Raw genomic sequence first — 23,087 nt, 5'->3', positions numbered from 1 at the left:
AATTGTTAATTAATATCTTAACTTTAACATTAATCAAAAAGAAAATGATAGTCAAAATACGTAAATTAATATTTAAATAAGTGTTAAAGTTCGATTTTTGATTGAAAAATACCGAATGGATTGTTATGCTATATGTGTAATATACAACTATTCCTAATAACAATCCAAAAGTTTCGAAAGGGTGTACAAAGTGAAAGTAGCAGTCATTATGGGCAGTTCCTCAGATTGGAAAATTATGAAAGAAAGTTGTTCGATGCTTGAAGAATTTGAAATACCGTACGAAAAGAAAGTCGTTTCAGCTCATCGTACGCCTCAAATGATGTTCAATTTCGCTCGTCAAGCACGTCAAAATGGTTTTGATATCATCATTGCCGGTGCAGGGGGAGCAGCACACTTACCTGGAATGGTAGCTTCCATGACAACATTGCCTGTGATTGGTGTACCAATTGAATCTAAAAGTCTAAAAGGTTTAGATTCATTACTATCTATCGTCCAAATGCCTGGTGGTATACCAGTTGCAACCACAGCAATTGGAAAATCAGGTGCTAAAAATGCTGGGATATTAGCGGCAAGAATGTTAGGAATAACAAATGAATCAGTTCAAAATAATTTGGAAAATTATGAAAAATCTCTAGTCGCAAAAGTGGAGGAAATGCAAAATGAACTTCAGTAAACTTAAATTTGGCGCGACAATAGGAATCATTGGCGGAGGGCAGTTAGGAAAAATGATGGCTCAGTCTGCTCAAAAAATGGGTTATAAGGTGATTGTCTTAGATCCTAATGAAGACTGTCCTTGTCGTTATGTCGCACATCAGTTTATTCATGCAAATTATGATGATGAGCAAGCTTTAAATCAGTTAGGTAAAAATTCTGATGTTGTTACTTATGAGTTTGAAAATATTTCGTCTGAACAATTAAAAAAACTCACTCAGTTATATCATATTCCCCAAGGGTACCAAGCTATTGAACTATTACAAGATAGGCTAACCGAGAAGCAAACATTACTAGAAGCAAATACTCAAATTGTTCCTTTTGTACAAATTCAAACAAATCAAGACTTATTAAAAGCCATAGAAAAATTAGGCTTTCCGTTCATAGTGAAAACACGTTTTGGTGGATATGATGGTAAAGGACAAATTTTGGTAAGAAATGATTCGGAATTAGACGAAGCATACCAGCTAGTTGAGAAGCAAGAATGTGTTGCTGAACAATATCTTGATATTAAAAAGGAAGTATCTCTTACAGTAACAATTGGAAATGAACAACAAACAACATACTTTCCTCTTCAAGAAAATGAGCATCAAAATCAAATATTATTTAAAACAGTCGTTCCGGCAAGAACTGATAAAGAATATGAAGCACGTAAGGAAGTTGAGAAAATCACTCGCGCAATACATTTTGTTGGAACCTTTACAGTAGAATTCTTTATTGATAAAGAAGATAACTTATATGTAAATGAAATTGCGCCTAGACCACATAATTCTGGACACTATTCTATAGAAGCTTGTGATTACTCACAGTTTGATACACATATTCTAGCCATAACTGGTCAAAAACTTCCGCAAGCCATTGAATTATTAAAGCCAACAGTAATGATGAATTTATTAGGTCGGGATTTGGATTTGCTTGAAAATGAATTTAGCAGACATCCAGATTGGCATATTCACATTTACGGTAAGAAAGAAAGAAAACCTGATAGAAAAATGGGACATATGACTTTACTGACCGATGATGTCAATCAAACAGAACAATATATGTTAATGAAATTTGAAGGGAGAGACAAGTAAGTGTCATTGTTATATGAAGGTAAAGCTAAAAGAGTATTCACGACAAATATTGATGGTCAATTACGAGTTGAATATAAAGATGAAGTAACAGCAGGAAACGGTGCAAAAAAAGATACTATGATTGGCAAAGGTAAGTTAAATAATCAAATTACTTCTATTATATTTGATTATTTAACTCATAATCATATAGACAATCACTTTATTAAACAACTATCACAAACAGAACAACTCGTCCAACAAGTTGATATTATACCTTTAGAAGTAGTTGTTAGAAACATTGCCACTGGTTCGATAACAAAGCGTCTTGGTTTTAAAAAAGGGCATAAATTTGAAGAACCTTTAGTAGAATTCTTCTACAAAAAAGATGAACTTAATGATCCGCTTATTACTGATGACCATGTAAAATTACTCGGCATAGCGAACGATGAAGAAATAACACAACTTAAACAAATGGCAAAAGATATTAATCAAGTACTGATTCAATTGATGAATGAAATGAGTTTGAGACTTGTAGATTTTAAGATTGAATTTGGTAAAACCAATGGTGGAAAAATTTTACTTGCAGATGAAATCTCTCCTGACACTTGTAGAATATGGGATAAAAATACGGATACTAACTTTGATAAAGATGTATATAGAAACAACACTGGCTCGCTGATTGAAACTTATCAAACATTTTTAAATAAATTGGAGGATCTTAAATAATGAAAACGATTGAACTACATATCACTTTACAACCACAGGTTTTAGATACACAAGGACAAGCTTTAAACCGAGCAGTTCACGATCTTGGTTATGAACAAGTGAATGACATTCGAGTAGGTAAAGTTTTATATATGACAGTTAATGAACCAACTGATGAGGCTGTTGATAATATTATTACGACATTAAGTGAAAAGTTATTTGCTAATACAGTCATTGAAGAATATAGCTATAAAGTTATCGATGAAAAGGAGAAAGCATAATATGAAATTTGCAGTTCTTGTGTTCCCTGGTTCAAACTGCGATAGAGACATGTATAATGCAGCTATTAAATCAGGTGTTGATACAGCGTATGTCGATTATCGTGAAACGACTTTAGATGGTTTTGATGGTGTTTTAATACCTGGTGGTTTTTCATTTGGCGATTATTTGAGATCAGGAGCTATGGCAAGTGTTGCTCCGATTATTAAAGAAGTTAAGCGATTTGCGAAAGAAGGTAAGCCTGTTTTAGGAGTATGTAATGGGTTTCAAATTTTAACTGAGATTGGATTGTTACCAGGCGCATTACTTCATAATGACTCACATTTATTTATTAGTAGAAACGAAAATTTAAAAATTACTAATAATCAAACTCCTTTTACGCATTTATATATGAAAAATGAGAATGTTGTTTATCCTGTAGCACACGGTGAAGGTCATTATTATTGTACTGATGAAATATATCGTGAACTCAACGACAACAATCAAATTATCCTTAAATATACGAATAACCCTAATGGCTCTTATGAAGATATTGCAGGAATAGTTAATAAAGAGGGTAACGTTTGTGGGATGATGCCACATCCTGAACGCGCACTTGAAACATTGTTAGGAACAAATAGCGGTGTGAAATTGTTTGAATCAATGGTGAAAAGTTGGAGGGAACAAAATGTCTAAATTTATCGAACCAAGTAATGAAGAGATTAAACTTGAAAAACTTTATCAAGATATGGGATTAAGTGATAAAGAATATGACAAAGTGGTTGAAATTCTTGGTAGAGAACCCAACTTCACAGAAGTAGGAATTTTCTCAGTGATGTGGAGCGAACATTGCTCATATAAACATTCTAAACCATTTTTAAAACAATTTCCTACGACAGGAGAGCACGTATTAATGGGACCAGGAGAAGGTGCAGGTGTTGTAGATATAGGCGATAATCAAGCCGTAGTATTTAAAGTCGAGTCTCACAATCATCCATCTGCAATTGAACCTTATCAAGGTGCGGCAACTGGAGTTGGAGGTATTATTAGAGATATTGTTTCAATTGGTGCTCGTCCAATTAATTTATTAAATAGTCTTCGTTTTGGTGAGTTAACTGTAAAACAAAATCAACGATTACTTAAAGGTGTTGTAAGTGGTATTGGGGGATATGGAAACTGTATTGGCATTCCTACTACGGCTGGTGAGATTGAATTTGATGAACGCTATGATGGTAATCCATTAGTCAATGCTATGTGTGTAGGAATCATTGATCATGATATGGTCCAAAAAGGAACAGCTAAGGGTGTTGGTAATTCCGTTATATATGTAGGTTTAAAAACTGGGCGTGACGGTATTCATGGCGCAACATTTGCATCTGAAGAACTTACTGAGGAAAGTGAAAGTAAAAGACCTTCAGTACAAATTGGTGATCCATTTGTAGGCAAAAAGCTCATGGAAGCAACATTAGAAGCAATTACCTTTGATGAACTAGTAGGTATACAAGATATGGGAGCAGCTGGTTTAACTTCATCTTCATCTGAAATGGCAGCTAAAGGTGGTAGTGGTTTACATTTAAGACTTGATCAAGTTCCAACAAGAGAACCAGGAATTTCCCCATATGAAATGATGCTTTCTGAAACACAAGAAAGAATGCTGTTAGTTGTAGAAAAAGGTACAGAACAAAAGTTTTTAGATTTATTCAATAAACACGAACTAGATAGTGCAGTAATAGGCGAAGTAACAGACACTGATAGATTCGTGCTTACATACGATGATGAAGTGTATGCAGACATTCCTGTGCAACCTCTTGCTGATGAGGCACCAGTGTATATTTTAGAAGGAGAAGAAAAGGAATATAATACATCTAAAAACGATTACAGCAATATAGATGTACATGATACGTTTATCAAGTTATTACAACACCCTACAATAGCATCTAAACATCATTTATATGAACAATACGATCAACAAGTAGGAGCAAATACAATTATTAAGCCAGGTTTACAAGCTTCAGTTGTGCGCGTAGAAGGAACACAAAAAGCTATTGCTTCAACTATAGATGGTGAAGCACGTTATGTTTTCAACCAACCTTATGAAGGTGGGAAAATGGTTGTTGCTGAAGCCTATCGAAATTTAATTGCAGTCGGGGCGACACCATTAGCTATGACTGATTGTCTAAACTATGGTTCTCCAGAGAAGAAAGAAATCTATCAACAATTAATAGATTCCACTAAAGGGATGTCAGAAGCGTGTAAAGTGCTTCAAACTCCTGTAGTTTCAGGAAATGTTTCATTATATAACGAGACACGTGGAACCTCTATCTTCCCTACACCTGTCGTAGGAATGGTTGGTCTTATTGAAGACGTGAGCTATCTAAAAGAGTTTAAACCTAAAGCAGGAGATAAAATTTATTTAGTTGGTGAAACACGTGATGACTTTGGTGGTAGTCAATTGGAAAAATTGTTGTATGGATCAGTTAATCATGAGTTCGAATCTATTGATTTAAGTGATGAAGTTTCAAAAGGAAAATCAATCAAACAGGCTATTCGTAAAGGCATTGCATCTCATGTACAAACGGTTGGTAAGGGAGGCTTATTAGTTACTTTAGCTAAAATTAGTGCCCATTATCATTTAGGTATGCAAGCTCAATTAGATGTGACCAATGCACAATTATTTAGTGAAACTCAAGGACGATATATTGTGATTGTTAAAGAAGGGCAAACGTTGGATATAGATCAAGCTCAAGAAATTGGGCAATTAACTCATCAGCAGTCATTTGATATATCAAACTCAGACGTAAAAATAAAAGAAAACGTTTCAGATATCAAACAAAAATGGGAAGGGGCTATAGTTCAATGTCTAACTACTCAGGATTAAATGAAGAATGTGGCGTTTTCGGTATTTGGAATCATCCTGAAGCAGCACAGTTAACATATATGGGTCTACATAGTTTGCAACACAGAGGTCAAGAGGGTGCAGGTATTGTAGTTTCAAATCACGAAACGCTAAAAGGTGAACGAGGATTAGGCTTATTAACTGAAGCAATTAAAGACGAACATATGTCAAATATAAAAGGTTATCCACATGCGATAGGACATGTTCGTTACGCAACCTCTGGTAATAAAGGCATTGAAAATATCCAACCATTTTTATATCACTTTTATGATATGAGCGTAGGTATATGTCACAACGGTAATTTAATTAATGCTAAATCACTACGTCAAAATATAGAAGAACAAGGTGCGATTTTCCATTCTTCTTCTGACACTGAAGTCATTATGCACTTAATTCGTCGCAGTAAGGCGCCGACATTTGAAGAAGCATTGAAAGAGAGTTTGCGACTCATTAAGGGTGGATTTACTTTTGCAATCCTAACAAAAGATGCATTGTACGGTGCAGTAGATCCTAATGCTATTCGACCATTAGTAGTTGGAAAAATGGAGAACGGTGCTTATATTTTAGCAAGTGAAACATGCGCGATTGATGTTTTAGGTGCTGAATTTGTACAAGATATCCATGCAGGTGAGTATGTAGTTATTACGGATGAAGGTATAGAAGTTAAGACATACACAAGACAAACGACAACTGCAATATCAGCTATGGAATATATTTATTTTGCGAGACCTGATTCAACGATTGCTGGAAAAAATGTTCATGCAGTACGAAAAGCATCAGGTAAACGTTTAGCACAGGAAAACCCAGCAAAAGCAGATATGGTAATAGGCGTACCTAATTCATCATTATCTGCAGCAAGTGGCTATGCTGAAGAAATAGGACTGCCATATGAAATGGGACTAGTTAAAAATCAATATGTTGCTCGAACTTTTATACAACCTACTCAGGAATTAAGAGAGCAAGGTGTACGTGTAAAACTGTCGGCTGTTAAGGATATTGTTGATGGTAAAGATATCGTACTTGTAGATGATTCGATTGTTCGAGGTACAACGATTAAACGCATAGTTAAAATGCTTAAGGATTCAGGAGCTAACCGTATTCACGTAAGAATTGCTTCTCCCGAATTTATGTTCCCTAGTTTTTATGGTATTGACGTATCTACAACAGCTGAACTCATCTCAGCAAGTAAGTCTCCAGAGGAAATTAAAAATCATATTGGTGCAGATTCTCTTGCTTATTTAAGTGTTGATGGCTTAATCGAGTCTATAGGACTTGATTATGATGCGCCATATCATGGCTTGTGTGTAGAAAGTTTTACAGGTGATTATCCAGCAGGACTTTACGATTATGAAAAAAATTATAAAAAGCATTTAAGTGAACGTCAAAAATCATATATAGCTAATAATAAACATTATTTTGATAGTGAGGGAAATTTGCATGTCTAAAGCATATGAGGAATCTGGTGTAAATATTCAAGCAGGATATGAAGCAGTTGAGAGAATAACAAGTCATGTTGAACGTACATTGCGTAAAGAAGTATTAGGTGGTTTAGGTGGATTTGGTGCAACATTTGATTTGTCCCAATTAAATATGAAAGCGCCAGTTCTGGTATCAGGTACTGACGGTGTGGGTACAAAGTTAAAATTAGCAATTGACTATGGAAAGCATGACACAATTGGTATTGATGCTGTCGCAATGTGTGTAAATGATATTTTAACAACAGGTGCTGAGCCTTTATACTTTTTAGACTATATTGCCACGAATAAAGTAGTGCCAAGTACCATAGAGCAAATCGTTAAAGGTATAAGTGACGGTTGTGAACAAACCAATACGGCACTTATAGGCGGTGAAACTGCTGAAATGGGAGAAATGTATCATGAAGGTGAATATGATATTGCTGGTTTTGCAGTAGGCGCTGTAGAGAAAGAGGACTATATTGATGGTTCGAATGTTGAAGAAGGACAAGCAATTATTGGTTTAGCTTCAAATGGTATTCATTCAAATGGTTATAGTCTAGTCAGAAAAATGATAAAAGAGTCAGGAGTTCAATTACATGATCAATTTAATGGTCAAACCTTTTTAGAAACCTTCCTTGCACCAACAAAATTGTATGTAAAGCCTATTCTTGAATTAAAGGAACATGTTGATATCAAAGCGATGAGCCATATTACCGGTGGAGGTTTTTATGAAAATATTCCGCGTGCCCTTCCTAAAGGTTTATCAGCAAAAATAGATACACAATCATTCCCAACGTTAGAAGTCTTCGATTGGCTTCAAAAACAGGGCAACATTTCAACGAATGAAATGTATAACATATTTAATATGGGCATTGGATATATAATTATTGTTGACAAAAAAGATGTTCAAACAACATTAACAACATTACGTGCAATGGATACAACTGCATATGAAATTGGTGAAATTATAAAAGATGATGATACACCTATTCATTTATTGGAGGTAGAATAGTGACCAATATCGCGATTTTTGCCTCAGGATCAGGTAGTAACTTTGAAAATATCGTAAAACATATTCAATCAGGGCAATTGTCTGGTATCAATGTAACGGCAATGTATACAGATAATGAAGGGGTACCCTGTATTGATAGAGCTAAAAATTTAAATATTCCAATTCATATTAACAAGCCAAAAGACTTTTCATCCAAATCTTTATATGAACAGCATCTACTTAAATTATTATCCAGTGAGGAAGTTCAGTGGATTGTATTAGCTGGTTATATGAGATTAATTGGACAAGACTTATTACAAGCTTATGAAGGACGGATATTAAATATACATCCCTCATTATTACCTAAATTCAAAGGTTTAGATGCCATAGGACAAGCGTTAGAGAGTGGAGATACTGTCACTGGATCAACTGTCCATTATGTAGATAGTGGGATGGATACGGGAGAAATTATTGAACAACAGCAATGTGATATAAAACCGGACGATACTAAAGAACAATTAGAAGATAGAGTAAAACATTTAGAATATGAACTTTATCCAAGAGTTATAGCTAAAATCATTAAATAGAGGAGTATCTTATAGAATGAAAAAAGCAATATTAAGCGTTTCTAATAAAAGTGGAATTGTCGAGTTTGCAAAAGCATTAACTAACTTAGACTATGAACTGTATTCTACGGGTGGTACAAAACGTGTATTGGAAGATGCGAATATCAATATTAAGTCCGTGTCAGAGTTAACACAATTTCCAGAAATTATGGATGGTCGTGTTAAAACACTACATCCAGCTGTCCATGGTGGTATTTTAGCTGATCGAGATAAGGAACGTCATTTAGAGCAATTACGAGAACAACATATTGATTTAATTGATATGGTAGTGGTCAACCTATATCCTTTCCAACAGACTGTTGCTCAACCTGAGGTAACAGAAACTGATGCAATAGAAAATATTGATATTGGTGGACCTACAATGTTAAGAGCAGCTGCTAAAAACTTTAAACATGTTACAACTATCGTACATCCTTCCGATTACAACGAGGTTATTGAGAGAATTAAAAATCAACAATTGGACGAAGCATATAGAAAATCGCTAATGGTTAAAGTTTTCCAACATACAAATGAATATGATTATGCTATTGTTAACTATTTCAAAGATAATAAAGAAACACTAAGATATGGTGAAAACCCTCAGCAATCTGCATATTTTGTTAGAACATCTGATAGCAAACATACGATTGCTGGTGCAAAACAATTACATGGTAAACAATTGAGTTTTAATAATATTAAAGACGCAGATGCAGCGCTCAGTTTAGTAAAAAAATTCAACGAGCCAACTGCTGTAGCAGTAAAACATATGAACCCGTGTGGAGTAGGAATTGGACAGTCGATTGATGAAGCATTTCAACATGCTTATGAAGCGGATAATCAATCAATATTTGGTGGTATTATAGCATTGAATAGAACAGTAGATGTTAAATTAGCTGAAGCATTACATTCTATCTTTTTAGAAGTAATTATTGCACCTCAATTTACTGAGGAAGCTTTAAAAATATTGACACAAAAGAAAAATATTCGTTTATTACAAATAGATATGACAATTGATAATGCTGAACAAGAATTTGTTTCCGTTTCAGGTGGTTACTTAGTACAAGATAAAGATAATAAAGATGTGACTCGAAACGACATGACTGTTGCTACCGACACTCAACCTACAGAAGCACAGTGGGAAGCTATGCTCCTAGGTTGGAAAGTTGTAAGTGCCGTTAAGAGTAATGCAGTGATATTGAGTAACAACAAACAAACAGTTGGTATAGGTGCAGGACAAATGAATCGTGTAGGTTCCGCTAAAATTGCAATCGAAAGAGCAATAGAAATTAACGATAATGTTGCGCTTGTTTCAGATGGTTTCTTCCCAATGGGAGATACAGTTGAATATGCGGCCGAACATGGTATTAAGGCAATTATTCAACCAGGTGGTTCAATTAAAGATCAAGATTCTATTGATATGGCTAATAAATACGGCATTACAATGGTTATGACAGGGATGCGTCATTTTAAACATTAATTTTTGAAAAGAAAGGGGTAATCTATTGAAAGTTTTAATAGTTGGAGCTGGTGGACGTGAACATGCATTAGCTTCTAAGATCAATCAATCTTCAATAGTAGATAAGGTTTACGCGATTCCAGGAAATGATGCAATGGTCAATATTGCTGAAGTGCACGGTGAAATTGCTGAATCAGATCATCAAGCTATTTTACATTTTGCTCAGCATAACGCAATTGATTGGGTAATCATTGGCCCTGAACAACCTTTAATAGACGGATTATCTGATTTATTAAGAAATGCAAATATTAAAGTGTTTGGCCCAGGACAAGATGCGGCTCAAATTGAAGGTTCAAAATTATTTGCCAAGCAATTAATGGACAAATATCATATTCCTACAGCAGAATATAAAGAAGTAAGTTCACGTAACGAGGCGTTGCAATATGTTGAAACTTGTGATTTACCAATCGTAATAAAGAAAGACGGTTTAGCAGCAGGTAAAGGGGTTATTATTGCTTTTACAAGAGAAGACGCATTAGAAGGGGTCAAAACAATTTATAAAGAAGAAAAAGGGAAAGTCGTTTTCGAAAGTTATTTAGAAGGAGAAGAGTTTTCTTTAATGACTTTTGTAAATGGAGATTATGCGGTTCCTTTCGACTGTATTGCTCAAGATCATAAGCGAGCATTTGATAATGATCAAGGACCAAATACTGGTGGAATGGGCGCATATTGCCCAGTACCACACATTGATGCATCTGTTCTTGAGCAAACTAATAAGGAGATTGCTCAACCTATTGCTAAAGCTATGGCACAAGAAGGTCATGACTTCTTTGGATTACTATACATTGGTGCAATTTTAACAAAAGATGGACCTAAAGTTATCGAGTTTAATGCACGTTTTGGTGATCCTGAAGCACAAGTATTATTAACACGTTTAGAAAGTGACTTAATGCAACTCATTATCGATTTGGAAAATTGTAAACCTATTCATTTTAACTGGAAAGATGAAGCTGTTGTAGGAGTAATGCTAGCATCTAAAGGATACCCTGGTACATATGAAAAAGGGCATGAAATAAGTGGTTTTAATCTAGATTCTCATTATTATGTGAGTGGATTAAAGAAAGAAGGTCAATGTTTTGTGAATTCTGGCGGACGAGTTATCCTAGCTATAGGGGAAGGTCCAACAGTTGAAAAAGCACAAGCAAACGCATATGAACATGCACGACAAATAAAAAGTGACAATCTTTTTTATCGTAATGATATTGGGAATAAAGCCATTACTAAGTAAAATTGGTTGTTCAATTCGAAATAAAGTCCTTCGTTGATTGGATATGATCAACGAAGGACATTTTTTTATGATTTCTATTTACATTGGAATAAAATGAATAGTTACTTTTAATTAAATATTGGGTGTGTAATTATTAGTCTAATTGTCCAAAACGGACATCATGAATACCGGTAATTGGAAGGTATGATGATAAGACAAATGACAAAGTAATGATAATTAATATACAAGCAACAAAGATGATATCTTTATATGAAAATGGAACCCGATAGTAGTATGTTCTTGGACCATCTTTAAAGCCTTTAGACTCCATTGCAACAGAAAGTTGATGTGCACGTCGAATATTTTGACTTAATAAAGGTATGACCAAGTGGTTAAGACGCTTGATTCCTTTATAGTTAGATGCATCTATCATTTGATAACGCATTTTTAGGGAACGTCTTAATTGAATAAGAGAACTTATTATAAGTGGAATCATTCTAATCGCTGCCATAAAAGCATAAGCAAATTTAGGCTTCACCTTTAAATGTTGCATTAAACTATAAAAAATCATTACAATTTGTGAAGTTAGTGCGATTAGTATACCAAACATTGAAACGGTAATTGTTCTCATAGATAGATGAAGACCTCGTACAATACTTTCTGTACTTATTTGCAAAATACCAAATTTTACAAGCATATGTTCTCCATCACCATATAAAATCATAAATAATGACGACATCAAGGCAAAGAGTGTTGTGACTAATATAAATATTGCAGTTATTTTAAATTCTGTACCGTTAAATAAAAGTAAGAACATAAACATTAATATGACGATATAAATCATAAAGTCGAAGTTATGGATAAATATAATGAAAAAGAATAATGCGATACCTAAAAGTAACTTAGTAATGATATTTACATCATCAACGAAGGTGTGGCGTTTTTTCCATCTTTCAAACAATGCGTTCACCTTCCATTTCTTTAAGATACCCATCTTCCACGCGTAATCGTCTTGTTGGATATCGTTTAATAATTTCTGGATCATGTGTCACCATGATAATTGTTTGACCTTGATTAACGCGTTCTTGAAATAACTTGATAAGTTGAAATGTATTATGACTATCTAGGCCGAATGTTGGCTCATCTAATAAAATAATCTCTGCCTTTGAACTTAATGCTGTTGCAACACTTAAACGACGCTTTTGACCTGTTGATATTTCAAAAGGATGATGATCCTTAACTTGATCTAAATGTAATAATTTTAATAGATCCATAGTTTCATCATTCGCATGCTTAGGATCTAAGTGATTATAATGAATATACACTTCATCATAAACAGAATTCGTAATAAATTGTAATTCAGGATTCTGATATACCAAATACATATGCTTTGCCGCTTGTTTAATTTTAGATAATAATTGGTCGCGATAAAACATGTTACCTTCATATTTAATCAGTTGTAACATAGCTTCTAGTAAAGAGGTTTTACCAGCGCCATTTTTACCAGTGATTGTTAACCATTCACCTGAATACAGTTTAAGCTCCTTGGATGAAAAAAGTGTCTTTTTACCTCTAATAATTTGCCCGTCGTCAAAATGAAATAAGAGATTCTTTGTTTGATTAGGTAATGGGATGGGGCGTGGTGCACTCTGCCATGCTCTAGGGTGCCAAACTCCGTATTCAGTTAATAACGCTTCATAATGATCTAAGATTTGTTCAGGGGTGTCGTCAGCAACAATTTGACCATCATAGTTTAATAACAATACGCGGTCAACATGTTGCCAAATATGTTCAACCTTATGCTCAACAATTAAAACTGTTTGATCTTCCCAAAGATTGATTAATTTCTTCCATAAATCTTCAGTTGCTTTTACGTCGAGCATTGCAGTAGGCTCATCTAAAAAAAGTGTCTTTGATTTTTGTAGTATTGTTTCAACAATAGCTAACTTCTGTTTCATACCACCACTAAGATTGTTGACATATGTTTTATGAGTAACATTGAGGTCTACAGACTTTAACGCGTCTTCGATTTCTTGATCCATCTCACTTCTAGGAATATTTCTATTTTCTAAAACAAATGCAAGTTCTTCATATACTTTTGGCATACAAAATTGATTATCTGGATCTTGAAATATAACGCCACTATCATAATCAATATTCAATTCATCATATTTCATCGGAAGTTCAATTAAATTAGGTACTATTCCACTTAATACATTAAGTAATGTGCTTTTACCTGATCCGGAAGGACCGAGTAAAAGCACTTTTTCTTTATTTTTAATCTCAAGATTTAAGTTATCGAATATTTTCCTATCACCATTCGGATACTTTAAACGTAAATTTTTAACACGTAACAATTAAAAAATCCCCTTATAGGTTATCGTAATCTTGTTGTGATGCTGGTCTAAAGAATTTAGTTACACCGGTTTTATCTAATGCTTTGACAATCCAGTATGAAACTAAACCAGCTAATACAATTCCGCTAATTGAACGGAAAACTATAAATAGTAGTAAGTTCCATCCAGCAACTTCGTTTAAGTAACCATAGAAGTAATCCACTGGGAAAGAGATTAAAGCAGTTGCTAACCCAGCAAGCATTGCTACAGCAGCAGAACGTGATTTGTATTTAAAAATAGCAAATATAATTTCACAAGCCAATCCCTGTAATATCGCATATATGATAGTAGGTATATCAAATTTTCCCATAACAATCGTTTCACCAGCTCCAGCTGCGATTTCTGCTAATAATGCTATACCTGGCTTAGGAATGATTAAGTAACAAACGACTGCTGCCATAAACCATACACCATATGTAAGTTGTTCTAAGTGAATACCCGCAACTTGTACAATATTGTAAACAAACCACCATAAGTTATAAATGATGGCAAATACTACTGAAATTAAAACTGTCACAAGAATTTCAGATAGTTTCAAACCTTTTGACATAAAAAACATCCTCCTAAAAAACGCACAACCTTCTCTAGGAAAGTTGTGCGTCAGAAGTTACATCTAATCATAATCCATTAGATTAGATGTATAACAACACTTTCCTACGCTAGTAACTAGCTAGATCAGGTTCGAAGGGTTTGAGGTTGGCCTCATCTCAGTAAAGAATACACCCCTAGTGCGTTCAATTATTTAATTAATTTAAATGTATGATTTTTATCATATATTGTCAAGGTTCTTTCGAGTATTGTTATTTAAATGAGAAATATATTTACTATTTTAGAGATGAATTGCAATAAATGTGTATCGAAGTAAAATTTATAGAATTAATGATTTAAATTTTTCTAACCAGTCTTTAATTTGATATTAAAAATAGCTAAATAAAAATGATTAGTATAGTTTTAAGTAAACTAAATTAAAAAAATAACCAATTGTTTGTTTTATTACACAAAGAGGAGTAAAATACAATTAAAAGCGATATCATATAGATTTTCAAACTTTATCTAATTGGAGTGATGTTTCTATGTATTATACAAATAGTAATTATGAAGCGTTTGCTCGGCCTAAAAAACCTGAAAATGTTGATAATAAATCAGCCTATTTGATAGGGTCTGGATTAGCTTCTTTAGCTGCAGCATGTTTTTTAATTAGAGATGGGCAAATGAAAGGCGAGAATATCCATATTTTAGAAGAGTTAGATATCTCAGGAGGAAGTTTAGATGGCATCAATATGGAGCATCATGGCTATGTAGTACGTGGTGGCAGAGAAATGGAAAATCATTTTGAATGCTTATGGGATTTATTCAGAAGTATACCATCACTTGAGCAAACTAATGCTTCTGTGTTAGACGAGTTTTATTGGTTAAATAAAGAAGACCCTAATTATTCTAAATGTAGAGCGATTGAAAGTGGAGGTAAGCGTATTGATACTGATGGTGATTTTACATTAACAAAAAAAGCAATTAAAGAAATTTTAAATTTATGTTTGATGAAAGAAGAAGATTTAGACGATGTTAAAATCACTGATGTCTTTTCAAGAGACTTTTTAAATTCTAATTTTTGGCTTTATTGGAAAACAATGTTTGCATTCGAGCCATGGCATTCAGCGATGGAGATGCGTAGATATCTTATGCGTTTTGTGCATCATATTGGTGGTTTAGCAGATTTTAGTGCATTAAAATTTACTAAGTATAATCAATATGAATCTTTAGTATTACCGATGATAGAATATCTAAAATCACATAGCGTGAACTTTGAATTTGGAGTACAAGTGAATAATATTTTAGTTGATGCAACACCATCTACTAAAATTGCTAGAGAAATCATTTTAACTAGAGATGATAAAGAAGAATCTATCCCGTTAACAGTTAATGACTTGGTATTTGTTACTAATGGAAGTATTACCGAAAGTTCAACCTATGGTGATAATGACCACCCTGCTCCTATAACACATTCTTTAGGTGGTAGTTGGACATTATGGAAAAACTTAGCTAATCAAAGTCCTGAATTCGGAAGACCTGAGAAATTCTGTGATCACATTCCAGCTAAAAGTTGGTTCGTATCAGCAACGGCAACAACAGATAATAAAAAAATAATCTCATATATCGAACAATTATGTAAAAGAGATGTTTTATCAGGTCGGACAGTCACAGGCGGTATCATTTCTGTCGCTAATTCGAGTTGGCAACTTAGTTTTACAGTGAACCGTCAGCAACAATTTAAGAAACAACCTAAAAATCAAGTTAGTGTATGGATTTACGCATTATACTCTGACGAAAAAGGAGACTTCATTAAAAAACCAATCATGGAATGTACTGGTAGTGAAATCTGTCAAGAATGGTTATATCATATGGGTGTTCCACAAGAGGAAATTGTTGAATTAGCTCAATCAGAATGTAACACGATTCCTGTTTATATGCCATATGTAACTGCATATTTCATGCCTAGAGCATACAAAGATCGACCGTTAGTAGTACCGAATGGCTCTAAAAATTTAGCATTTATTGGAAACTTTGCAGAAACAGCACGGGATACTGTATTCACTACAGAATATTCAGTTAGAACAGCTATGGAAGCTGTTTATCAATTATTGGATGTTGATAGAGGTGTACCTGAAGTTTATGCCTCTGAATTTGATGCACGCGTACTGATGGATGCATTTTATGAATTAAATGATCGTAAATCTTTACATGAACTTGTTAATAAAAACTTTATTAAAAGATCAGTATTAAATACAGTGCTGAAGAAAATACGTGGTACTTTCATTGAAGAATTGTTACGTAAACATAAATTACTATAGTGTAATTAAATGATAAATATAACTGTCGTCCAAGATTAGAATTTTGGCGACAGTTTTTTCTATCATTGATATTAATAATGATTTAAGAGCTATGACGCAAATCTTTCGAAAAAGTAGTCGTAAAATTGTTGTGTAATTTCTTTTGGATAAATAAATATTCTGCTGAATTTTACATAAATGTCAACTGTGAAATAAAAAAGGTTAAATAATAACGTAGATTTGTATTAAAAGAAATGATTATAATGATAATCATAGATGAACGCCTTTATTAGTACAGAAAAAAGACAATTTCTATCAAAATTTTAATAGAAATTGTCTTTTTATATTACTTATGAACTCAATGATTCAACGATTTAAATGCTAATAAATCATCTTATTATCTAGCATAAACACTTATATCATTAGTGAAATTAATCTAGTGTATCTTGAATATCTTTCTTTGTTTGTTCGATATCATCTGTTTTTTCTTCGTTTTGTTCTTTAAGTTTTTCTTCTACTTCTTTGGCTTTTTCTGCTGATTTTTTTTCGAATTCTTTATTTGTCATAAAAATTCACCTCTTTAATAGGATTTCTGTTTACACAAATGTTTTACCCCGTTATTCTATTAATAAACGTTTGTAGGACTATAGATGTATTTCATGATATTTTAAAGACAATTAAACAATCTTCATATATAATAATTTTGAGGTGAACAGTATGTCTTTTCTTAGGAAACACACCGAAATTATATTTAGTTATATCATCGGTATCGTTTCACTTTTTACAGGTCTCATTATTTTTATTAACTTACCTTTAATCAAACAATTTAAAGGTGACAAAAAGGTTGATACGCATGTGCATAACGTATGGGAATTCCTAAATGCCTTTTTTGCCGAGATTATAAAAGTGATGAGTAAATTTATTGGTGGCTTTCCAATTACAAGTGCCATAGTAATCATCGTATTTGGTATTCTAGTGATGCTGTTAGGTCACACTTTATTTAGAACTATTAAATACGATTATGACATTTCAATTTTCTTTTTAGTTATTGGCATTATGTACTTTATCATTACATTATTGCTAATGACACAAGTGTATGGCTTTTTTGCTATCGTCTTTATTATTCCTTTTACAGTTCATATTGGTTACATAGTTTATAAAGATGAGTTGAACCAAGACAATCGAAAGAACCATTATATGTGGATTATTGTAACTTATGGAATGAGTTATCTTATTACCCAAATTTCGCTATATGGACGTATTGACGCAAATGAAATTGAATCAATTGATATTTTAAGTGTAAATACATTCTTCATTATTATGTGGCTATTAGGTCAGATGGCTATATGGAATTTCTTATTCCTAAGACGTTCATTACCACTCACTAAAGAAGAATTAGGCGAAGAGGAACCTGAACTTTCAAGAACTAATAAAGGCAATGTATCTAATCAAACTAAAGTTCACTTAAAACAACTACAAGATAAGACAACCGAGTATGCACGTAAGACTAGAAGAAGTGTTGATTTAGATAAAATTAGAGCCAAAAGGGACAAATTTAAGCAAAAAATTAACAGCATAGTAGATATACAAGAGGACGATATTCCAAGTTGGATGAAAAAACCTAAATGGGTTAAACCTATGTATGTTCAATTGTTTTGTGGTGTAATTATTCTGTTTTTTGCTTTTCTAGAATTTAATAATAGAAACGCATTATTCTTAACTGGTGAATGGGAGTTATCACAAACGCAATATGTAGTTGAATGGGTAACATTATTATTGCTACTTTTCATTATTATTATTTATATTGCAACTACATTAACTTATTATTTAAGGGATAAATATTATTATTTACAACTCTTTATGGGCAGTATTTTATTCTTTAAATTTCTTACAGAATTTATCAATATTATGGTACATGGATTATTATTATCAATTTTCATTACGCCAATTTTATTATTAATGCTTATTGCAATGATTGTTGCTTATTCTTTACAGTTGAGAGAAAAATAAATAGGTTAAATTTGATTTATAACAACTAATCATTGGTGAAAATACTTAACTTTTCAAATCAATAATTGTATTTATCTAACTTTATATTCAATGACCAGTAAGAAATATCACAGAAAGGTTTCTATGTGAGCAATACATTTCATGGGTGGGATAGTGAATTCAGAATGAATTTCGTCCCACTCTTTTTCTGTGTGATTCACTAAAGTTATTTGTTAAAATGATGTTGAAATTATATGGTGTTAACTGATTTACGAAACAAAATTATCATAACTAACAGTGATAAAAATTAAGAGAGGTATTCATTTATGAAACTTGCTACGCTAAATAAAGGCAAAGAAACAAAGTATTTAAACCACTATCCATTAATAGATGAAGAAGATTTATTTGAACATGATCATCTTAAAGAAGGTGATTTGATAACACTGGTGACAGAGCAACAACAATATATAGCTACTGGATATATTGGAAGACAACATAAAGGATTAGGATGGGTATTGAGTTATAATCAAAATGAAGAGATTAACACTTTGTTTTTTAAACGTTTATTTGAAGCTGCATTAGAAGAGCGACAATACTATTTCAACATAGAAGGTACAAATGCATTTAGATTATTTAATGCTGAAGGTGACGGTGTAGGTGGTCTGACAATTGATAATTATAACGGACATCTTTTAATTCAATGGTATTCGAAAGGAATATATAAATTTAGATTTCCTATCTTAGAAGCAATCAAAGAGGTATATGAATACATTTCAATTTTTGAGAAAATGCGTTTTAAAGGTACTTCCTACACTGGTGGCTTTGTAGAAGGTAATGCTCCTGAATTTCCTATCGTTGTAGAAGAAAATTTTACCTTTTATAATGTAGACCTAAACGATGGTCTTATGACTGGTATATTTTTAGATCAAAAAGAAGTTAGAAAAAAATTAAGAGATCAGTTTTCAGAAAGACGACACGTACTTAACTTATTCAGTTACACTGGAGCGTTTTCAGTAATAGCAGCTGAAAATGCAAACTCAACAACAAGTGTAGACTTAGCAAATCGCTCTAGAGGGCTAACTGAAGAAAATTTTGGTTTAAATGGTATTAATCCTAAATCTCAATATATTTATGTTATGGATACGTTTGATTTTTATAATTATGCAGGACGACATGGACATCAATACGATACAATTGTTATTGATCCACCTAGCTTTGCGAGAAATAAGAAAAAAACATTCTCTGTTCAAAAAGATTATAATTTATTAATTGAAGGAGCCCTTAACATTTTATCGCCAGGAGGTACATTACTATTATGTACGAATTCAAGTGCATTTTCTCTTAAGGCATTTAAAAACGTAATAAAGAAAACATTAGCCCAAAATAATATTGAATATGAAATAAATGAAGTAATGGGGTTACCTAAAGATTTTAAAACTCATCCTCACTACAAACCTTCAAAATATTTAAAAGCAGTATTTGTAACAATAAAACATTAATTTTCTATAAATATGGGTATAAATCACTGTTGAAATTTTATTTGAAAGGATGTCATTATATGGGAATTAGAAGTAAACTAACTAATAATATTACAAATAAAGTAGGGAACTCATTATTGAACATAGAGGAAATTAAAGAGAAAGGTGATTTGCCAACTACACAGGAAGAACTTAGACAACGCAGAGAAAGAGCTGAAACTTTAGTTAAAAAGAAATCGCTACTTTCCTCCGGTGCTAGTATTGTCCCTATTCCAGGACTTGATTTTGGAGTAGATCTTAAATTAATGAGAGATATTATAGAGGATGTAAATAAAATTTATGGTTTAGATCACGATCAAGTTAATTCATTGAGTGATCAAGTGAAAGAAAGAATTATGTCTGCAGCGGCAATTCAAGGAAGTCAATTTATTGGACGTAAGGTATCTGAGGCGTTGCTTAAAGTTGTGATTAAAGATGTAGCTAAACGAGCAGCTGCCAAACAAACAAAATGGTTCCCGTTTGTTGGGCAAGCTGTATCTGCATCCATTAGCTATTATTTTATGAGCAAATTGGGTAAAGATCATATTAATAAATGTGAAAAAGTTATCAATAACTTATAGAAGTGTTATAATCGTCTCGAGGTGCAAAATTTATATGTTGAAAACGATTTTAAACGAATTGAATTTAGCTATAGGTTTTGGTAAAGTTAAGTTGTAAATATTTTGTTAGATTGTAATAATATTGAAGATTCTAACTGTACAAAGGAGAGTTTAATATGGAACAAAAATCATATGTAATCACAGACGAAACAGGGATTCATGCTCGCCCTGCTACAATGCTAGTACAAACTGCATCAAAATTTGATTCAGATATTCAATTAGAATATAACGGGAAGAAAGTTAATTTAAAATCAATCATGGGTGTAATGAGCTTAGGTGTAGGTAAAGATGCTGAAATAACTATTTATGCTGACGGTAGCGATGAAACTGACGCAATTCAATCTATCACTGATGTCTTATCAAAAGAAGGTTTAGCTGAATAATTATGTCTAAATTAATTAAAGGGATTGCTGCATCAGATGGTGTGGCAATCGCAAAAGCTTACTTAATTGTAGAGCCAGACTTATCCTATGACAGTAACGAAAAAGTTACTGACACAGAAAGTGAAGTTGAAAAGTTTAATGACGCTATCGAAGCTTCAAAAATCGAATTAACTAAAATAAGAAATAATGCCGAAGCTCAATTAGGTGCTGATAAAGCAGCGATTTTTGATGCACATTTACTTGTTTTAGATGATCCAGAATTAATACAACCCATTCAAGACAAAATTAGAAATGACAAAGTCAATGCTGCAACTGGTTTGGATGAAGTAACGACACAATTTATTTCTATTTTTGAGTCAATGGATAATGAATACATGAAAGAACGTGCAGCTGATATCAGAGATGTTTCTAAACGTGTATTGGCTCATATTCTAGGTGTAGATTTACCTAATCCTAGTTTAATCAATGAAAGTGCTGTCATTGTAGGTAATGACCTCACACCTTCAGATACAGCACAGTTAAATAAAGAATTTGTTCAAGGTTTTGTAACTAATATCGGTGGTAGAACAAGCCACTCTGCAATTATGAGTCGTTCATTAGAGATTGCAGCTGTTGTCGGTACTAAATCTATCACTGAAGAAGTTAAGCAAGGTGATATGATTATTGTAGATGGTATGTCCGGAGATGTTATCATAGATCCTACAGAAGATGAGTTAATTGCTTATCAAAATAAACGTGAGCGTTTCTTTGAAGATAAGAAAGAACTTCAAAAATTGCGCGATGCTGATACAGTAACAGTTGACGGTGTTCATGCTGAACTAGCTGCTAATATTGGTACTCCAGATGACTTATCAGGAGTTATTGATAACGGTGCACAGGGGATAGGTTTATACCGTACAGAATTCTTGTACATGGGTAGAGACCAAATGCCTACTGAGGAAGAACAATTCGAGGCTTATAAAAAGGTACTTGAAACTATGGACGGTAAACGTGTAGTTGTACGTACTTTAGATATTGGCGGAGATAAGGAGCTTCCATACTTAGATTTGCCTAAAGAAATGAATCCATTCTTAGGTTATCGTGCGATACGTTTATGTTTAGCACAGCCGGAAATCTTTAGACCACAATTACGTGCATTACTACGTGCTTCAGTCTATGGGAAATTGAATATTATGTTCCCAATGGTAGCAACAATTAAAGAATTCCGTGACGCTAAATCAATGCTTCTTGAAGAGAAAGAAAATCTTCTTCGCGAAGGTTACGAAGTTTCAGATGATATTGAATTAGGTATTATGGTTGAAATTCCAGCTACCGCGGCACTTGCTGATGTATTTGCTAAAGAAGTAGATTTCTTTAGTATAGGAACGAATGACTTAATTCAATACACATTAGCTGCTGACCGTATGTCTGAACGAGTTTCATACTTATATCAACCATATAATCCTTCAATTTTACGATTAGTTAAACAAGTTATTGAAGCTTCTCATAAAGAAGGTAAATGGACTGGTATGTGTGGTGAAATGGCTGGAGATCAAACAGCTGTGCCTTTATTATTAGGTTTAGGTTTAGATGAGTTCTCAATGAGTGCGACTTCTATCCTAAAAGCTAGAAGACAAATCAATGGTTTAAGTAAAAATGAAATGGCTGAACTCGCTAATAGAGCTGTTGAATGCTCAACGCAAGAGGAAGTCGTTGATTTAGTTAACCAATTAGCTAAATAATTGACTTTAAAAAGAATATTTTAAGAGTCTAGGACATAAAGTTCTTAGATAAGAAAAAGACAATTTCTATTGAAATAATATAGAAATTGTCTTTTTATAATTGTTTAAATCATATTCGTTTGTTGAATTGCTATTTTTCTACAAAATATGCCCTGGAATTTTTTTATTTTGTTAATATATTATATTTATTTAATAAATTATTTAAAGACAATAATTTTGTTTAGCTAGTCTG

At 33.0% G+C, this 23,087-nt stretch carries 21 protein-coding genes and 1 riboswitch; of the genes, 17 read left to right on the top strand and 4 right to left on the bottom strand.

Features of this window, described 5'->3' with window-relative positions; translation table 11 throughout:
- Positions 1-190: 190 nt before the first annotated feature.
- The 11 genes from purE to purD are packed head-to-tail and all read left to right on the top strand — an operon-like array spanning position 191 to position 11,422.
- Positions 191-673, top strand: coding sequence for a 5-(carboxyamino)imidazole ribonucleotide mutase (gene purE / locus NST35_RS08580; RefSeq protein ID WP_002457464.1), 483 nt, complete (start codon positions 191-193; stop codon positions 671-673).
- A complete protein-coding gene (gene purK / locus NST35_RS08575) occupies positions 660-1,787 on the top strand; it encodes a 5-(carboxyamino)imidazole ribonucleotide synthase (RefSeq protein WP_002457463.1) in 1,128 nt (375 codons plus the stop codon). Before purE ends, purK begins: the two co-directional genes overlap by 14 nt.
- A complete protein-coding gene (gene purC / locus NST35_RS08570; RefSeq protein WP_002457462.1) occupies positions 1,788-2,492 on the top strand; it encodes a phosphoribosylaminoimidazolesuccinocarboxamide synthase in 705 nt (234 codons plus the stop codon).
- Complete coding sequence (purS, locus tag NST35_RS08565; RefSeq protein WP_001831728.1) at positions 2,492-2,752, top strand: phosphoribosylformylglycinamidine synthase subunit PurS; 261 nt, start codon at positions 2,492-2,494, stop codon at positions 2,750-2,752. Before purC ends, purS begins: the two co-directional genes overlap by 1 nt.
- Position 2,753: 1 nt before the next feature.
- Positions 2,754-3,425: a phosphoribosylformylglycinamidine synthase I gene (gene purQ / locus NST35_RS08560; RefSeq protein ID WP_002457461.1), complete on the top strand. Its 672-nt coding sequence runs from the start codon at positions 2,754-2,756 to the stop codon at positions 3,423-3,425.
- Complete coding sequence (gene purL / locus NST35_RS08555) at positions 3,418-5,607, top strand: phosphoribosylformylglycinamidine synthase subunit PurL (RefSeq protein WP_002457460.1); 2,190 nt, start codon at positions 3,418-3,420, stop codon at positions 5,605-5,607. Before purQ ends, purL begins: the two co-directional genes overlap by 8 nt.
- On the top strand, positions 5,586-7,070 hold the full coding sequence (purF, locus tag NST35_RS08550) for an amidophosphoribosyltransferase (protein WP_340747299.1): 1,485 nt from the start codon (positions 5,586-5,588) through the stop codon (positions 7,068-7,070). Before purL ends, purF begins: the two co-directional genes overlap by 22 nt.
- Positions 7,063-8,094: a phosphoribosylformylglycinamidine cyclo-ligase gene (gene purM / locus NST35_RS08545; protein ID WP_002457459.1), complete on the top strand. Its 1,032-nt coding sequence runs from the start codon at positions 7,063-7,065 to the stop codon at positions 8,092-8,094. Before purF ends, purM begins: the two co-directional genes overlap by 8 nt.
- Entirely contained in the window at positions 8,094-8,660 is a 567-nt protein-coding gene (gene purN, locus NST35_RS08540; protein WP_032604452.1) for a phosphoribosylglycinamide formyltransferase, read from the top strand. The genes purM and purN overlap by 1 nt, the downstream gene beginning before the upstream one ends.
- Positions 8,661-8,676: 16 nt before the next feature.
- Positions 8,677-10,155, top strand: a complete 1,479-nt coding sequence (gene purH, locus NST35_RS08535) for a bifunctional phosphoribosylaminoimidazolecarboxamide formyltransferase/IMP cyclohydrolase (RefSeq protein WP_002457458.1) — start codon at positions 8,677-8,679, stop codon at positions 10,153-10,155.
- A gap of 25 nt (positions 10,156-10,180) precedes the next feature.
- The gene (gene purD / locus NST35_RS08530; RefSeq protein WP_002457457.1) at positions 10,181-11,422 is read left to right on the top strand and encodes a phosphoribosylamine--glycine ligase; all 1,242 of its coding nucleotides are present in this window, start codon (positions 10,181-10,183) and stop codon (positions 11,420-11,422) included.
- Between the two features lie 133 nt (positions 11,423-11,555).
- Here purD and NST35_RS08525 read toward each other — a convergent pair whose 3' ends face one another.
- From NST35_RS08525 to NST35_RS08515, 3 genes are read right to left on the bottom strand one after another with little or no spacing between them, the layout of a single operon-like run.
- Positions 11,556-12,362, bottom strand: coding sequence for an energy-coupling factor transporter transmembrane component T family protein (locus NST35_RS08525; RefSeq protein ID WP_002457456.1), 807 nt, complete (start codon positions 12,360-12,362; stop codon positions 11,556-11,558).
- Positions 12,355-13,758, bottom strand: coding sequence for an ABC transporter ATP-binding protein (locus NST35_RS08520; protein WP_002457455.1), 1,404 nt, complete (start codon positions 13,756-13,758; stop codon positions 12,355-12,357). Before NST35_RS08520 ends, NST35_RS08525 begins: the two co-directional genes overlap by 8 nt.
- 13 nt (positions 13,759-13,771) lie before the next feature.
- Positions 13,772-14,347, bottom strand: coding sequence for an ECF transporter S component (locus NST35_RS08515; protein ID WP_001831663.1), 576 nt, complete (start codon positions 14,345-14,347; stop codon positions 13,772-13,774).
- 84 nt (positions 14,348-14,431) lie between these two features.
- Positions 14,432-14,534: riboswitch (TPP riboswitch) on the bottom strand.
- A 336-nt stretch (positions 14,535-14,870) separates the two neighbouring features.
- Between NST35_RS08515 and NST35_RS08510 the strand changes: the two genes are divergently transcribed.
- Positions 14,871-16,646 (top strand): oleate hydratase, encoded by a 1,776-nt coding sequence (locus tag NST35_RS08510; RefSeq protein WP_340747298.1) that lies wholly within the window; start codon positions 14,871-14,873, stop codon positions 16,644-16,646.
- Between the two features lie 410 nt (positions 16,647-17,056).
- On the opposite strand, the gene graF is transcribed toward NST35_RS08510, so the two are convergent.
- The gene (gene graF, locus NST35_RS08505) at positions 17,057-17,191 is read right to left on the bottom strand and encodes a glycopeptide resistance-associated protein GraF (protein ID WP_001831711.1); all 135 of its coding nucleotides are present in this window, start codon (positions 17,189-17,191) and stop codon (positions 17,057-17,059) included.
- Between the two features lie 151 nt (positions 17,192-17,342).
- Between graF and auxA the strand changes: the two genes are divergently transcribed.
- The 5 genes from auxA to ptsP all read left to right on the top strand — a co-directional run bounded on the left by auxA (position 17,343) and on the right by ptsP (position 22,855).
- Positions 17,343-18,635, top strand: a complete 1,293-nt coding sequence (auxA, locus tag NST35_RS08500; RefSeq protein ID WP_002457453.1) for a lipoteichoic acid stability factor AuxA — start codon at positions 17,343-17,345, stop codon at positions 18,633-18,635.
- A 305-nt stretch (positions 18,636-18,940) separates the two neighbouring features.
- Positions 18,941-20,113, top strand: coding sequence for a class I SAM-dependent rRNA methyltransferase (locus NST35_RS08495; protein WP_002457452.1), 1,173 nt, complete (start codon positions 18,941-18,943; stop codon positions 20,111-20,113).
- A 59-nt stretch (positions 20,114-20,172) separates the two neighbouring features.
- Positions 20,173-20,712 carry a hypothetical protein gene (locus NST35_RS08490; RefSeq protein WP_001831644.1) on the top strand — a complete coding sequence of 180 codons (540 nt, stop codon included), beginning with the start codon at positions 20,173-20,175 and terminating at the stop codon, positions 20,710-20,712.
- 155 nt (positions 20,713-20,867) lie between these two features.
- Positions 20,868-21,134 carry a phosphocarrier protein HPr gene (locus NST35_RS08485; RefSeq protein WP_001831726.1) on the top strand — a complete coding sequence of 89 codons (267 nt, stop codon included), beginning with the start codon at positions 20,868-20,870 and terminating at the stop codon, positions 21,132-21,134.
- Positions 21,135-21,136: 2 nt separating this feature from the next.
- Positions 21,137-22,855, top strand: coding sequence for a phosphoenolpyruvate--protein phosphotransferase (ptsP, locus tag NST35_RS08480; protein WP_002457451.1), 1,719 nt, complete (start codon positions 21,137-21,139; stop codon positions 22,853-22,855).
- Positions 22,856-23,087: the final 232 nt, after the last annotated feature.

Origin of the sequence: Staphylococcus sp. FSL W8-0304 (assembly GCF_038006565.1) — a bacterium.
Classification (GTDB): Bacteria; Bacillota; Bacilli; order Staphylococcales; family Staphylococcaceae; genus Staphylococcus; species Staphylococcus epidermidis.
Note: the sequence above shows the minus strand (reverse complement) of the source record. Positions and strands in the feature narration are given on the sequence as shown.

Bases quoted from the DNA above. Each gene is read 5' to 3' on its own strand.
- NST35_RS08515 (WP_001831663.1), bottom strand. From the start codon at position 14,347: ATGTCAAAAGGTTTGAAACTATCTGAAATTCTTGTGACAGTTTTAATT.
- ptsP (WP_002457451.1), top strand. From the start codon at position 21,137: ATGTCTAAATTAATTAAAGGGATTGCTGCATCAGATGGTGTGGCAATC.
- purQ (WP_002457461.1), top strand. From the start codon at position 2,754: ATGAAATTTGCAGTTCTTGTGTTCCCTGGTTCAAACTGCGATAGAGAC.
- auxA (WP_002457453.1), top strand. From the start codon at position 17,343: ATGTCTTTTCTTAGGAAACACACCGAAATTATATTTAGTTATATCATC.
- purH (WP_002457458.1), top strand. From the start codon at position 8,677: ATGAAAAAAGCAATATTAAGCGTTTCTAATAAAAGTGGAATTGTCGAG.
- NST35_RS08510 (WP_340747298.1), top strand. From the start codon at position 14,871: ATGTATTATACAAATAGTAATTATGAAGCGTTTGCTCGGCCTAAAAAA.
- NST35_RS08485 (WP_001831726.1), top strand. From the start codon at position 20,868: ATGGAACAAAAATCATATGTAATCACAGACGAAACAGGGATTCATGCT.
- purM (WP_002457459.1), top strand. From the start codon at position 7,063: ATGTCTAAAGCATATGAGGAATCTGGTGTAAATATTCAAGCAGGATAT.
- purK (WP_002457463.1), top strand. From the start codon at position 660: ATGAACTTCAGTAAACTTAAATTTGGCGCGACAATAGGAATCATTGGC.
- purF (WP_340747299.1), top strand. From the start codon at position 5,586: ATGTCTAACTACTCAGGATTAAATGAAGAATGTGGCGTTTTCGGTATT.
- purS (WP_001831728.1), top strand. From the start codon at position 2,492: ATGAAAACGATTGAACTACATATCACTTTACAACCACAGGTTTTAGAT.
- NST35_RS08495 (WP_002457452.1), top strand. From the start codon at position 18,941: ATGAAACTTGCTACGCTAAATAAAGGCAAAGAAACAAAGTATTTAAAC.
- purL (WP_002457460.1), top strand. From the start codon at position 3,418: ATGTCTAAATTTATCGAACCAAGTAATGAAGAGATTAAACTTGAAAAA.
- graF (WP_001831711.1), bottom strand. From the start codon at position 17,191: ATGACAAATAAAGAATTCGAAAAAAAATCAGCAGAAAAAGCCAAAGAA.
- NST35_RS08490 (WP_001831644.1), top strand. From the start codon at position 20,173: ATGGGAATTAGAAGTAAACTAACTAATAATATTACAAATAAAGTAGGG.